This is a genomic window from Streptococcus sp. AM43-2AT (assembly GCF_003603405.1).
In the GTDB taxonomy this organism is placed as follows: Bacteria; Bacillota; Bacilli; order Lactobacillales; family Streptococcaceae; genus Streptococcus; species Streptococcus ilei.
This window is the reverse complement of record NZ_QTND01000002.1, coordinates 386,954-402,440: the sequence shown is the minus strand read 5'-3', so window position 1 is coordinate 402,440 and position 15,487 is coordinate 386,954. Positions and strand designations below refer to the sequence as shown.

Sequence of the window (15,487 nt, the reverse complement as noted above, 5' to 3'; positions counted from 1 at the left end):
ATGACATTGAAATACGTGGAAATAGTAGTGGAAGCTTTAGATGGTTTTCGAACTTCGGTATGCTCAACTGAGTACTTTGTAACAAAACTGAAAGAGAAATTGCAAAGAAAACCTCTGGTATGTGAAAACGTACCATAAAAAGAAATGAAAATCATAACTGTTGTTTTCGTTAGCCTGAATGGTTAATCGCCTCTTGTCAGTGAAGCAGACCAGACCTCTAGTCCCGTAAGACTGGAGGTCTTTTTGTCTGTCATGGTAGAAAGTCGAGGTGAGGTCAGTGGGATTGCCGTATGCACATGAATATAGCTGTCGAGATCACTTTAAAGAAAGAGCAATGGAACGATTTGGAGTCGATGAAGATCAGTTGAGACGCTGGGTCAATCAACACGTGCCCTCGCTTCATCATTTTGATAGCAGTTTCGATCAACGGCCCGATACGGAAGCCTATGTAGCAGAGGACGGTGTCGTCTTTGTGTGTGATCTGAAGAATCGGGAATTTATTACCTGCTTCCAAGCTGTCAATTTGACGGTGGATGAAGAGCAGAAGGAGGTCTGTCAAGATATTCATCGTGAGAATGTGCTAGCCTATAAACATAGTCAAAGTAAGCTCCTGAATCGCTATCGCTTGAAAGAAGCCAAAGAGTTACTAGCCAATATTGAAGAGCATCTGGATCGATTTTATAGCTTGTCTCAAACCCTTAAGAAGGGGGCTCTCAGTGATCGGAATTACCAGCGTTTGGAAGAACTGCTAAATGAGTTTCACGTGATCAAGGCGGCGATACGGGTGATTGAGAATAAGAAAAATGATTATCATACGGACTAGTGTTTCTTTACCAAGCTGACAATCTAGGCTCTTGATCTTCGTCTTAATAAAGGGTCCTCTATCAGATGATGGAGGGCTTTTGTTTGATCTGATTTTTGAAAAAATCGTGAAAAAATAGTATAATGTTCTAGATATGCAAGAAATTTGCAAAACTGTAATTCGACTTGGTGAGCCAAGGACCGTAAGTATGAACCATCACATAAAGGAGAAAACATGAGTAACATTAAGTTGATTACTTTAGGTGGAGTCCGTGAAAACGGGAAAAACCTCTACATAGCTGAAGTAAATGACTCTATTTTTGTTTTGGATGCTGGACTCAAGTATCCAGAAAATGAGCAACTAGGGGTCGATGTTGTTATTCCCAACATGGACTACCTCTTTGAGAATAGCGATCGTATCGCAGGAGTCTTTTTAACGCACGGGCATGCGGATGCCATCGGAGCTCTTCCCTATCTTTTAGCGGAAGCTAAAGTTCCCGTATTTGGGTCGGAGTTGACCGTCGAGTTGGCCAAGCTCTTTGTCAAGAGCAATGACAGTGTCAAGAAGTTCAATGACTTCCATGTGATCGATGCCAATTCAGAAATTGATTTTGGAGGAACTGTTGTTTCCTTCTTCCAGACCACCCACTCCATTCCAGAAAGTTTAGGAATTGTCATCAAGACTCCTGAGGGAAATATCGTCTATACAGGAGACTTCAAGTTTGACCAAACAGCTAGTGAGTCTTATGCGACAGATTTTGGTCGTTTAGCAGAGATTGGTCGTGAAGGGGTGTTGGCGCTCCTGAGTGATTCTGCCAATGCAGATAGCAAGATTCAAGTTGCTAGTGAGCAAGAAGTTGGAGATGAAATCCTGGATACCATTGGGGACTGGGATGGCCGTGTCATTGTTGCTGCTGTTGCTAGTAACCTATCACGGATCCAGCAGGTCTTTGACGCAGCTGCAGAGACAGGGCGTCGGGTTGTTTTGACTGGATTTGACGTAGAAAATATCGTCCGGACAGGGATTCGTTTAAATAAGCTTTCTTTGGCCAACGAAAAATTGTTGATCAAGCCAAAAGAAATGTCTCGTTTTGAGGATCATGAATTGATTATTCTTGAAACTGGACGTATGGGTGAGCCGATCAACGGACTTCGTAAGATGTCCATTGGCCGTCACCGTTATGTCGAAATCAAGGATGGTGACTTGGTCTATATCGTAACGACTCCATCTATCGCCAAAGAAGCGGTTATGGCACGTGTAGAAAACATGGTCTACCAAGCAGGCGGAGTAGTGAAACAAATTACTCAAAGCTTGCGTGTATCAGGACATGGAAATGCGCGTGATTTGCAGTTGATGATCAACCTCCTTCGTCCGAACTATCTGTTCCCAATACAAGGGGAATACCGCGAATTGGATGCCCACGCACGGCTTGCTATGGAAGTGGGGATTTTGCCTGAAAATATCTTCATTCCGAAGAAAGGCACCATCATGGAATATGACAATGGTGACTTCGTTCCTGCCGGTAGTGTCTCTGCTGGAGATGTCCTCATCGATGGGAATGCCATTGGAGATGTTGGGAATGTCGTTCTCCGTGACCGGAAAGTCCTTTCAGAAGATGGGATCTTTATTGTGGCTATTACGGTTAACCGTCGTGAGAAACGCATCATCTCGAAGGCAAAAGTTCACACCCGTGGCTTTATCTATGTGAAGAAGAGTCGCGATATCTTGCGCGAAAGTGCAGAGATTGTCAACCAAAGTGTGGAAGAATACTTAGCTCAGGACAGCTTCGACTGGGGTGAGCTCAAGGGTGCTGTTCGTGATAGTTTGGCTAAGTACCTCTTTGACCAGACCAAACGTCGACCAGCTATCTTGCCAGTAATCATGGAAGTACGCTAGGATGAACATAAGAGGAAAAGTCGATCGTCGGCTTTTTCTTGTCAAGGAAGAAAGAAATGGTGAGGAAAGATAGATGGCAGTAATGCAGATTGAATACTATTCAGAAGCGCTCGCAATGGAGTGGGGGATCAACGTCCTCTATCCAGATGCGTCTCGAGTGAAAAATCCGGATGATCAAGATATCCCGGTCCTCTATCTCCTTCATGGGATGAATGGTAATCAGTACTCCTGGTTGAAACGGACCAATGTAGAACGGATTCTACGTTCGACCAATTTGATTGTCGTCTTGCCTAATACCAATAATGGTTGGTACACGGATACTCAGTATGGTTATCCCTACTACACAGCCATTGCAGAGGAACTGCCTAAGACCTTGGCACGCTTCTTCCCCAATATGACCAAGAAACGAGAGAAGACCTTTATCGCTGGTCTATCGATGGGGGGCTATGGATCTTTCAAACTGGCCCTTCAAACCAATCGCTTCTCGCATGCTGCTAGCTTTTCTGGTGCTCTTAGCTTTGAGGGGCGTCAACTGGCAGACACCGACCTTGGAAGTGCAGCTTACTGGAAAGGGGTCTTTGGAGAGCTAGAAGATTGGACGACGAGTCCTTACTCCTTGGAAAGTATTGCGGACAAGTATTCAGATAAAAAGACGGTCTTATGGGCTTGGTGTGGAGAGCAAGATGCTCTGTATGAGGCCAACAATACAGCTGTGGATCATCTGAAGGACCTCGGATTTGATATCACCTATAGCCATGGGCCAGGAAAACATGAATGGTTTTATTGGGAGCGGGAGTTGGAGCATTTCTTAGCAACCCTGCCGATCGATTTTGAACTAGAAGAACGACTCGATTAGGAAGCTACTCCTTCGGAGATATGCTATAATAGAGTGAAAAGTGCCTGGGCCAGTTAGATGAGAAGCCCAGAATCAATGAACAATTAGGAGAAATATACGTGACTAAAGATATTCGTGTGCGTTATGCACCAAGTCCAACTGGACTACTACACATCGGTAATGCCCGTACTGCATTGTTTAACTACTTATATGCGCGCCACCATGGTGGAACCTTTATCATCCGTATTGAAGATACGGACCGCAAGCGACATGTGGAAGACGGCGAACGTTCCCAACTTGAAAACCTTCGTTGGTTGGGCATGGACTGGGATGAAAGTCCTGAGACGAATGAGAACTACCGCCAGTCTGAGCGTTTGGAACTCTATCAAAAATACATTGACCAACTCTTGGCTGAAGGAAAAGCCTACAAATCTTACGTTACAGAAGAAGAATTAGCAGCGGAACGTGAACGCCAAGAAGCTGCTGGTGAAACACCTCGTTACATCAACGAATACCTTGGTATGAGCGAAGAAGAAAAAGCAGCTTATATCGCTGAACGTGAAGCGGCGGGTATTGTTCCTACAGTTCGTTTAGCTGTTAATGAGTCAGGTATCTACAAGTGGCATGATATGGTCAAAGGCGATATCGAGTTTGAAGGTGGCAATATTGGTGGTGACTGGGTTATCCAAAAGAAAGATGGCTACCCAACTTACAACTTTGCCGTTGTCATCGATGACCACGATATGCAAATCTCTCACGTTATCCGTGGAGATGACCACATTGCCAATACACCAAAACAGCTCATGGTTTATGAAGCGCTAGGATGGGAAGCACCTGAGTTTGGTCACATGACCTTGATCATCAACTCTGAAACGGGTAAGAAGTTGTCTAAACGGGACACTAATACCCTTCAATTTATCGAAGATTACCGTAAGAAAGGTTACCTTCCAGAAGCAGTCTTTAACTTTATCGCTCTTCTTGGTTGGAACCCTGGTGGAGAGGACGAGATCTTCTCTCGCGAAGAACTCATCAAACTCTTTGATGAAAACCGCCTTAGCAAGTCTCCAGCAGCCTTTGATCAGAAGAAACTAGACTGGATGAGCAACGACTACATTAAGAGAGCTGACTTGGCAACTATCTTTGAAATGGCCAAACCATTCCTTGAAGAAGCTGGTCGTTTGACGGATAAGGCTGAAAAAATGGTTGAACTCTATAAACCACAAATGAAGTCAGTGGACGAAATCGTTCCATTGACAGACCTTTTCTTCTCAGACTTCCCAGAATTGACAGAAGCTGAACGAGAAGTTATGGCTGGTGAAACGGTTCCGACTGTACTTGAAGCCTTTAAGGCAAAACTTGAGGCTATGTCAGACGAAGAGTTTGTGGTAGAAAATATTTTCCCACAAATCAAAGCGGTTCAAAAGGAAACAGGTATCAAAGGGAAAAATCTCTTCATGCCGATCCGTATCGCTGTTTCAGGGGAAATGCATGGTCCTGAATTGCCAGATACCATCTACTTGCTAGGCCGTGAAAAATCTATCCAGCACATTGAAAAAATGTTGGAAGAAATTGCAAAATAGAATTCAACTTTTGAAAATATGCTGTTCATTTCTAAAAAGTCATCGATTCGATGGCTTTTTTGCTGAGATAGAGCATAGATATAGCCAAAATGATTGAAAATAGGATTCAATCATGTATAATCAAGAGAGAATAATTTTTGAGGAGAGAGGGGCATCCTTACCTTGCTAAAAAAAACATGGAATAGAGTGACAAGATTTAAATTAGTGAAATCAGGGAAACATTGGATTCGAGTAGCCTGTTCGAATGCTTCTTTTTTGCGCCCTAAAAAAGAAAGAGATGTTGCCAATCATTCTAGTGTGGATGCGCCAAGATCTATAGCCTTAAAAGGTTTGATTGCTACTGGTTCTATTATGGGTGCTACGTCAATCGTGCATCCGACGGATGCTGATGAGCTAGCAGGTCCAACTTTACAGTCAGAAATAGCTTCGGAACTGGGAGTAGTAGGTAAAGATAGCTTAGTGCTGAGCAGTGTGGGACAGTCGTCAACGACGAGTCTGTCTACGAGCGAGTGGTCTCCATTAGACTCACAGAGTGGCTCTCTTTCTACTACTTTGTCCATGACGCATTCAGAAGTAGGCTCTACTTCAATGACGGAAGCTAGCGTCCTTTCAAATGGGAATCAAAAGGCTGTAGCCGTCTCAGATCCTGCTCGGGAAAAACAGCTTCAAAGTATTGCCCGGGATCTTTATTCGTATATAGAGCAAGCGAAAGAATTGAAGGATGGAGAAGGACTTGTGTTGGAAGCGGAAGGAGCTCTAGAGGCGATCCGTAACCAATTAGCCGATCCGAATCAAGATGGAGAGGTGACTCTTCTTCAGGCGAAATCTGCTCGGAATCGCTTGGTCAATGCTGTGTTAAGAGAGCAATCAGGGAAGAGAGATCCGCGTACAGGTAGTGCCTTAGAAGTGGACAGTGCATTTCGTACTCCATTTGTCATGAGTGGTCCGGCAAATAATCATCTGATCACAGCTTATAATTCTGATTCGATTAAGTTGCAATATATTGTGAGAGAGCAGAATGGTGGCGTTATTCTCACCTATATGGGCTATGCTCCCAACAGTGAACGGGTTGATGGGGTTCTCGTTCCCAACGCAACCTTGAAATCGCCTTTTGCTCCCATGTTGATCGAAGGGAAAGTCGGAGGTACAGAGGTTGTCGAACCTGGGAAAACTTATACAATCACGGTTCGTTTTACCAATTCTAGAAATCAGTTTCTCGACCGTTCTTTCCGCATTAAAGTCTTACCTCAAAATGATGGCATCCGAAATCCGATTACTCCGGTGACTTCTAATACTCAAGTGACCGATTTGACCAATCTGACAGAATCAGAAAAAGCGCAGGTTTTGGAAAAATTTAAGGAGGCAAATCCACGTCTCTTGGCGTCTAAAGATTTTAAGAGCTATTCAGTCTCTGCAACTGGAGAAATTGCGGTTGTCTTCAAGGATAATACGTCTAATACTGTGAAGGTGCCTTTGACAGAGGATCCTCGAACGCAGTCGCTCTCGGTGAGTTATTCACAGAGCGTATCTGAAGCGCAAAGTACTTCTCAAATGCGGTCACAATCGGCTAAGTTATCAGAGTCTTTGTCTGAGAACTATTCAGAATCGGAGAGTGCTTCAACATCAATCGTCGCTTCTCAAAGCACCTCGCTTTCTACAAGTCTCTCGGTATCAAAAGCGGCATCTCAATCTTTGAGTGTTTTAGAATCAGAAAGACTTTCAGAATCTGCTGTGGCCTCAGAGAGTGAGTCTACATCAGTCAGTGTGGTGGTATCTGAGAGTCAGTCAACATCTGTAAGTGGTTCAAAATCTTTGAGTACCTCTGTTTCCACGAGTGAGTCAATTTCGACCTCTGAGTCAGAGTCGATCAGTCAGTCTGCGTCGGCAAGTATTTCAGAGTCAGTCTCCGAATCCATGAGTACCTCGATTTCTTTCAGTGAGTCAGTTTTGACCTCTGAGTCGGAGTCGGTAAGCCAGTCTGCGTCGGCAAGTGTCTCCGACTCAGTCTCCGAATCCATGAGTACCTCGATTTCCGCCAGTGATTCAGTTTCGACTTCTCAATCCGAGTCAATCAGTCAGTCTGCGTCGGCAAGTGTTTCCGAGTCAGTCTTGGACTCCATGAGTACTTCAGTTTCTACAAGCAATTCTGTTTCGATCTTTGAGTCAGAGTCGATCAGTCAGTCTGCGTCGGTAAGTATCTCCAACTCAGTCTCCGAATTCATGAGTACCTCTGTTTCCACGAGTGAGTCAATTTCGACTTCTCAATCCGAGTCGATCAGTCAGTCGGCCTCGGCAAGTATCTCCAACTCAGTCTCCGAATCCATGAGTACCTCGATTTCCGCCAGTGATTCAGTTTCGACCTCTGAGTCAGAGTCAATCAGTCAGTCTGCGTCGGCAAGTGTTTCCGAGTCAGTCTTGGACTCCTTGAGTACTTCAGTTTCTACAAGCAATTCTGTTTCGATATTTGAGTCAGTGTCAATCAGCCAGTCTGCGTCGGCAAGTGTCTCCAACTCAGTCTCAGAATCTTTAAGTACCTCTGTTTCCGCCAGTGATTCAGTTTTGATCTCTGAGTCAGAGTCGATCAGTCAGTCAGTCTCGGAAAGTTTTTCAGACTCAGTCTCGTACTCGTTGAGTACCTCGCTTTCCACCAGTGATTCAGTTTCGACCTCTGAGTCAGAGTCGGTAAGCCAGTCGGTATCGGCAATTGTTTCCGAATCAGTCTCGTACTCGTTGAGTACCTCTGTTTCCGCGAGTGATTCAGTTTCGACCTCTGAGTCAGAGTCGGTAAGCCAGTCTGCGTCGGCAAGTGTTTCAGAGTCAATCTCAGGCTCTTTGGGTACCTCTGGTTCAACAAGTGAATCAATTTCGACCTCTGAGTCAGAGTCGATCAGTCAGTCGGTATCGGCAAGTGTTTCCAACTCAGTCTCGAAATCTTTAAGTACCTCTGTTTCCGCCAGTGAATCAATTTCGACCTTTGAGTCAGAGTCAGTCAGTCAATCTATATCCGCAAGTAGTTCCGATTCAGTCTCAGGCTCTTTGAGTACCTCTGCTTCCACAAGTGATTCTATCTCGACTTCTCAATCTGAGTCAATCAGTCAGTCGGTATCGGCAAGTAGTTCAGAATCATTCTCCGACTCCTTGAGTGCTTCGGTTTCGGCAAGTGAGTCAGTTTCGACTTCTCAATCCGAGTCGGTCAGCCAGTCGGTATCGGCAATTGTTTCCGAATCAGTCTCAGAATCTTTAAGTACCTCGGTTTTCGCGAGTGAGTCTATTTCGACGTCTGAGTCAGAGTCGATCAGTCGATCGGTATCGGTAAGTGTATCAGAATCAGTCTCAGGATCGTTAAGCACATCAGTTTCCGCGAGTGAGTCTCTTTCTACCTCAGAATCCGAGTCAGTAAGCCAGTCTGCATCGGCAAGTATCTTAGAATCCCTTTCAGACTCTCAAAGTGTTTCAGCTTCTCAAGTTGTCTGGGATAGTCAATCGGAAAGTAGTTCTGAATTAGAATCCATTTCTTTGAGTACCTTGGATTCTACAAGAGAGTCGGATTCAACTTCCCAGTTCGAGTCGACAAGCCAGCTGACATCAGCCATGTTATCAGAGTCAGTCTCTAAATTCATGAGTACCTCAATTTTCGCCAGTGAATCTATGTCGGCTTCTCAATCCGAGTTTGTAAGGAGTTCAGAATCTATCTCGAGTTCTTCGAGTCAATCTGCTCTATCAAGCGAGTCCGTTTCGACACCGGAGTCTAGGTCTAACAGTCAGTCTGATTCACTCAGTCTAACCGAGTCGTCATCAGAATCCTTGAGTGGTTCTATCTCAAGAAGTGAAACCCTTTCAGAGTCCTCATTTAATTCGCATAGACAATCAGAGTCAATCAGTCATTCTCAGTCCGTTTCAATGCTAGATTCAGCAAGTGAAGCTCATTCTGGTGGGACTTCGGGAGTGCTCATTCAGTCCCTATCCTTTTCTACTCCAGTGATCCTATCCAATAAAGAAAGCTCATCGAAAACCGTTCTTCCAGCAACTGGTGAAAAGAAATCTACAGCATCAACCTTATTTGCTACTCTTGCATCTTTCATTGGACTAACTCTATTGGGGTGCCGTAAAAAAGAAGAGGAAGAGTAATGGTATTTCTTTATAGGAAAAATAACCGTCTAGTATTCAAAGTGTCTGCAAAAGAATCTCATTTTGAGGTTCTTTTTTTCTATTTTACCCTAGTAGATTTCACGGATTTTAGTAAAAGAAAACGGAATTACTTTTGGGAAGGAAATTTTTTGAAAATTGAATGGTTATCTACCTCAAATTACTTGAATATGTATAGTAATGATGTATAATATTAATGACTATAATGTTTAGGGGATATTCATGTTATTTAAACGTTTAAATGGAAAAGTTAGGGAGCTGGATCGAACGACTCGTTTCAAGTTAATCAAGTCTGGGAAGCATTGGGTTCGATCTGAAAATTCTACCTTAGGTTTATTTAAAATTGTTCGTGGAGAAGTAAAAACAACAGTCGTAACGAAGTCAGATAAGGAGCGGTATGTGATCCGTTCTACAAGTCAATTCGTACTGAAAGGCTTATTGGCGACGGGAGCAACTGTTGGTGCCACCGCCATTATCAATACGGCTTATGCGGATGAAGCAGGTGTTGATGTGGCTACAACTTCTGAATTACAGAAAGAAACCTTAGCAGAAGCGAATAGCTTGGTGATTGGTTCTGTATCTGATGCTAGATCAATGTCAGAAGAAAGTCTAGAATCGACAAGTTCTTCTGCCTCTTTAGGCGAGCAAACATCTGAGAGTCTTTCTGTGTCTCAGAGTGAATCTACTTCAGAAACATTGACGACATCAGAGTCAAACGAGGAAACGACCGAAACGGTTCTAGGAGCAACGGATAAGGCTATCCTGGAACAGAATATGTCAGAGGCTACCTTATTGACCCAGATGGCTGAAAATCATGCCTCAAACCTTGCAGATGCGGATCAGAAAACAGCTCTCTCAGTTGCGATTGCTAAGGTACAAACAGAATTGTCAACTGGTACTCAGTTGCTTAATGAACATGTGGCGATGCAAGCCTATGTGGATCAACGTCAACGGTTAAATAAGTCTGTTGATGAAATGATGCTTGTACTGAAAGCGACAGGTTTTGTGGGGAATAGCAGTGTAAACGGCAAACCTGCTATTGCAGCTCAGTTGGCACCGATTTATGAAATCGTAACAGACTCTAAAGAGTTGTCCAATATCACTCCTAATTTGGATGATCGAAACGGGGCTAGCATAGAAGACGTTGCTTTGAAATATGAAGACATAGAAAAGGATCCGAATTTAGATAAATCGGTAATAAATCTCGATCCTGTGACTCTTAAGTCTCTGTCTGAGAAACATGATGTGACGCGCTATACCTTTGCTATTTGGGATTTCGTTAATCGAGTGAAGCCGGACCCTCTGGATTATTATGCAACCTTATCCGTCGACCGTAGCTCGATTGGTTCAACTACTCCTAAAGGTCTCGATGTATACTTCCGTCTGGTTAAAAAATCTAGTGGTACGGAGGTTTTTGCTCAAACAGTTAAAGCAAATAGTGTGGTTGAATTTGATTTACCAAAGGAATTAACAGGTTCAGATACAAACCGCCAATATAGGGTTTCTTACTCAATTTATGATGATGGGAAACCTGGAGTTATACGGATGCAAAGTGTGGATTACCAGACTCCTAAGTTTATGATCCATCAGCTTTATGATGTGGTAGAACCTAAGAATGTAGGTATTTATGCACCATCGACCGTAGCATCAATTGTCCCATCACGAAGTGCTGAACACGTCACTTATTACAAGCTCGTTGACGACAAGGGAGAATTCCGGCAAGGAGCTTACGTTCCGAATGGTAGAGAAACTGTTTTGGCCTCTTATGCCCAGGTTGGTATTGAAGGTCAGGAGTACACAGCTTCAGCTGCTCGACAATTGGACGGATTTGTGCAAGTTCCACTGGTAGACTATCATCAGAATAAGATGTCTGGTGTCTTTGATCTTAGTGAAGTCGGGAAACAGACTGTCGAAACCTATCGAGGAGGGGCAAGAGACCACTATATTAAGCTTGTCCGAGAAGTAACGAGTCCAAATGGTGATTATACCTTAAAATACTATGTCTTGGATCCTTCTAAACTATGGAATTACCGCAAAGGAGATAACGGTACAGTATTTGATCTTGCAAATTATACCTTAGTGTATGAAAAGGCCTTTAGAAACGATCATTGGAATGAAACCTTTGAACATCTTGAGACGCGAGAGGTAAAAAGCAAGAAAGAAGATTATTCTCTTACAGTTACTCCTGATTTTTCAGATGGAAAAAACTTTAAGTTAAAAATCTCAGGTTGGTTCTCCTTGACAGAGAAGGTAAGCTATACGGATGAAAAAACGGGTAAGGAATATTCTTTTCGTAAACCATATACTTCCGCTCCAGAAAAGCAGGCACAGCTGAGTGGTAGCCATATTGTGGGTGATGATGCATCACTGCAAGGCGCTGACGGATTTTCTAAGTTTTATCATACAGTTTCGACCGGGGTGAGTTACTCGCCATCGAAGAGTGTGAATTACTATTACCGAAGAATGACTCCTTCTGAATTGCGATCTCAATCACTCAGTTATTCAGCTTCTCATTCGATGTCAGCACAAGATAGTCTTTCCTACTCAGAAAGCAGCTCACAAGTAGTTGCTTCAGAGTCTCAATCTCTATCTGCAGCTGTTTCTCTGTCGGCTCGTCAATCAACCTCCTTATCTGAGTCGATGTCAAATAGTGATTCAGCATCAGATAGCCTATCCATTTCACAGGTGCTCGAATCTCAATCGCTATCTTCTTCTCAGTCTGATTTGCAGAATGATTCAGAGGTCTCTGCCTCAGCATCGGTAAGTAGCTCCTTGTCAGCCTCAGAGAAGTTAGTTTCTGAATCAGAGAGTGGATCGTTGTCTGTATCAGAATCGATTTCTTCAGCATCAACAAGTGCTTCGGTATCGGCATCAGAGGCATTAGCTTCCGAATCGGTAAGTAGCTCCTTGTCAGGCTCAGAGAAGTTAGTTTCTGAATCAGTGAGTGGATCTCTGTCTGTATCGGAGTCCATCACTTCAGCATCGGCAAGTGCTTCTCTATCAGCATCAGAGGTAGCCGTTTCTGAATCATTAAGTAGCTCTCTATCAGCCTCAGAGAAGTCAGCTTCTGAATCATTAAGTGGTTCCTTATCTGTATCAGAGTCAATCGCTTCAGCATCGGCAAGTAGCTCTTTATCAGCTTCAGAGAAGTCCGCTTCTGAATCAGTGAGTGGATCCAGGTCTGTATCGGAGTCGATCTCTTCAGCATCGACAAGCGCTTCGGTATCAGCATCAGAGGTAGCCATCTCGGAATCATTAAGTAGCTCTTTATCAGCTTCAGAGAAATTCGCTTCTGAATCAGAGAGTGGATCGCTGTCTGTATCGGAGTCAATCACTTCAGCGTCATCAAGTAGCTCTCTATCAGCTTCAGAGAAAACCACTTCTGAGTCATTAAGTAGTTCCCTGTCTGTGTCAGAGTCAATTACTTCAGCATCGACAAGTGCTTCGGTATCAGCCTCAGAGGCAACCGTTTCGGAATCAGTAAGCAGCTCTCTATCAACTTCAGAGAAAACCGCTTCTGAGTCATTAAGTAGTTCCCTGTCTGTGTCAGAATCGATTGCATCAGTCTCAACAAGTACTTCAGAATCTGTAGCTCAAATGGAATCTTCTGAACTTCAATCAGCCTCAGTTTCTGAGTTGACTTCGAAATCAACCAGCGTTTCCGTTTCAGCATCAACAAATGCGTCGATTTCAGCAAGTGCATCTGATTCAGTCTTGAATTCCGAGTCTGTTTCAATCAGTACATCAGAATCAACCTCACGCAAGCAAGCATCTAAGTTGGCGTCGGCTTCAGCCTCAGAGTCAGTCTCAACAAGTACATCAGCATCTGTAGCTCAAATGGAATCTTCTGAACTACAATCAGCCTCAGTTTCTGAGTTGACTTCGAAATCAACCAGCGTTTCCGTTTCAGCATCAACAAGTGCGTCCGAATCTGAATTGAATTCTAAGTCTATTTCAATCAGTGTATCTGAATCTGATTCAATCAAGCAAACTTCTGAGTTAGAGTCAACATCAACATCTGATTCAGTGTTCACTAGTGAGTCTGTATCGGAATCGATTGCATCAGTTTCAACCAGTACATCAGAATCAACATCACGCAAACAAGCTTCAGAGTTTGAATCTGTTTCAGCCTCTGATTCAGTTTCAACCAGTACATCAGCATCTGTAGCTCAAATGGAATCTTCTGAACTACAATCAGCCTCAGTCTCTGAGTTGACTTCGGAATCAACCAGTGTTTCCGTTTCAGCATCAACCAGTGTGTCAGAAGCAAGTGCGTCAATTTCAGCAAGTGCCTCAGAATCAGTCTTGAGTTCAGAGTCTGTTTCAATCAGTAGCTCTGAATCAACTTCACGCAAGCAAGCATCTGAGTTGGCGTCAGCTTCGGCATCTGCTTCAGTGTCCACTATTGAGTCATTATCAGTAAGTAGCTCCGAGTCTGTTTTGAATTCTACATCAGTTTCAGCAAGCGCATCCGAATCAATCTTGAGTTCAGAATCTGTTTCGACCAGTACCTCTGAATCCACTTCACGCACGCAAGCCTCTGAATTGGCTTCGGCATCAACCAGCGTTTCAGTTTCTGCTTCGACAAGTGCGTCCGAATCTGAATTGAATTCTAAGTCTATTTCAATCAGTGTATCTGAATCTGATTTAAGCAAGCAAACTTCTGAGTTAGAGTCAACATCAACATCTGCTTCAGTGTCCACTAGTGAGTCTGTATCGGAATCGATTGCATCAGTCTCAACAAGTACTTCAGCATCTGTAGCTCAAATGGAATCTTCTGAACTACAATCAGCCTCAGTCTCTGAATTGCTTTCTGAATCCATTAGCGTGTCAACTTCTGTATCGACAAGTGCGTCAGAAGCAAGTGAATCAATTTCAGTAAGCGCATCTGAATCTGCCCTAGATTCTGCATCTGTATCTGAGTTGACCTCGGAATCAACCAGTGTTTCCGTTTCAGCATCAACAAGTGTATCCGAAGCTAGTACGTCGATTTCAGCAAGTACCTCTGAATCAACCTCAAGCAAACAAAGCTCAGAATTGGAATCTATTTCAGCCTCAGAGTCAGCCTCAACAAGTAGCTCTGAATTTGTCTTGAATTCTACATCAGTTTCAGCAAGCGTCTCAGAATCTACCTCAAGTAAGCAAACATCAGAGTTGACTTCGAAATCACTAAGCGATTCTGTTTCAGCGTCAACAAGTGCTTCAGAATCTAGAGAGTCAGTTTCAGCAAGTATATCTGAATCAGTCTTGAGTTCAGCATCGGTTTCAGCAAGTGCCTCCGAGTCAGTCTCAACTAGCACTTCAGCATCAGTAGCTCAAATGGAATCTTCTGAACTTCAATCCGCTTCAGTATCCGAGTTGATTTCTGAATCAACTAGTGTTTCCGTTTCTGCTTCGACAAGTGCGTCAGAAGCAACTGCATCTGAATCAGTCTTGAATTCTACATCAGTTTCAGCAAGCGTCTCAGAATCTATCTTGAATTCCGAGTCCGTTTCAACAAGTACCTCTGAGTCAACCTCACGCAAGCAAGCTTCTGCCTTAGAGTCAGCCTCAACATCTGGATCTATCTCAACATTGGCATCAGCATCGTTCCAAATGAGTGTATCCAACCAGCCTTCGACAGATAGATCGGCTTCGTCTAGTCATTCGATGTCACTGACATCAAATTGGTCATCTGTTTCCGCTTTGGCTTCAAACGAGGTAAACGTATCTGAAGTGGTGTACGAGTCTGCTTCGGCGAGCCCTCAGGAACCAAGGAGCACACTTGTTTCATCAAAAGTAAGCCAGCTCTTATCGGAATCGACGTCTCTTTCAACGAGTCAGTCTACCTCTAGCTCGGCAAGCCAAACTCATTCAGAAAGTCAAGTGACTCCTCAGATGAGCTCCTCTGGAGAGAAATCGGCTGCTTCTGTATCCGAAGCAAAATCGACGTCGGACTCTCTCGGAGTGACTTCACGTGAGCTGTTCATCACGCTTGTAGTAGCTTTCTTTGCAGGCTTGGCCTCATTTTTCCATCGTAAAAAGTAAATACAATTATCTTTCTTAAAATTGAAAATTTGCTTATTTCGATTCTACTGATATACCGGCAGATCCATGAGAGGATTTGTCGGTTTTCTTTGAGAATGTCGGGGTGAAAAGCCTCGTGAAATATGGTATAATGAATGGAGAAAAGCTAGATGAATAGTGGTTCTTCAGATCATCTTCTGAAGAACTTTTTTCTCTTATAGA

At 43.6% G+C, this 15,487-nt stretch carries 6 protein-coding genes; all 6 read left to right on the top strand.

Going from position 1 to position 15,487, the window contains the following annotated elements; all coding sequences use genetic code 11:
• Positions 1–334 precede the first annotated feature (334 nt).
• The 6 genes from DW930_RS06580 to DW930_RS06550 all read left to right on the top strand — a co-directional run bounded on the left by DW930_RS06580 (position 335) and on the right by DW930_RS06550 (position 15,286).
• Complete coding sequence (locus DW930_RS06580; RefSeq protein WP_123159608.1) at positions 335–823, top strand: hypothetical protein; 489 nt, start codon at positions 335–337, stop codon at positions 821–823.
• Between the two features lie 213 nt (positions 824–1,036).
• Positions 1,037–2,698 carry a ribonuclease J gene (locus DW930_RS06575; RefSeq protein ID WP_123159607.1) on the top strand — a complete coding sequence of 554 codons (1,662 nt, stop codon included), beginning with the start codon at positions 1,037–1,039 and terminating at the stop codon, positions 2,696–2,698.
• A gap of 73 nt (positions 2,699–2,771) precedes the next feature.
• The gene (locus DW930_RS06570) at positions 2,772–3,554 is read left to right on the top strand and encodes an alpha/beta hydrolase family protein (RefSeq protein ID WP_023024561.1); all 783 of its coding nucleotides are present in this window, start codon (positions 2,772–2,774) and stop codon (positions 3,552–3,554) included.
• Positions 3,555–3,652: 98 nt separating this feature from the next.
• Positions 3,653–5,113 carry a glutamate--tRNA ligase gene (gene gltX, locus DW930_RS06565; protein WP_123159606.1) on the top strand — a complete coding sequence of 487 codons (1,461 nt, stop codon included), beginning with the start codon at positions 3,653–3,655 and terminating at the stop codon, positions 5,111–5,113.
• A gap of 186 nt (positions 5,114–5,299) precedes the next feature.
• Positions 5,300–9,241 carry a KxYKxGKxW signal peptide domain-containing protein gene (locus DW930_RS06560; RefSeq protein ID WP_243635762.1) on the top strand — a complete coding sequence of 1,314 codons (3,942 nt, stop codon included), beginning with the start codon at positions 5,300–5,302 and terminating at the stop codon, positions 9,239–9,241.
• A 240-nt stretch (positions 9,242–9,481) separates the two neighbouring features.
• Positions 9,482–15,286: an accessory Sec-dependent serine-rich glycoprotein adhesin gene (locus tag DW930_RS06550; protein WP_123159603.1), complete on the top strand. Its 5,805-nt coding sequence runs from the start codon at positions 9,482–9,484 to the stop codon at positions 15,284–15,286.
• The last annotated feature ends 201 nt before the right edge of the window (positions 15,287–15,487 follow it).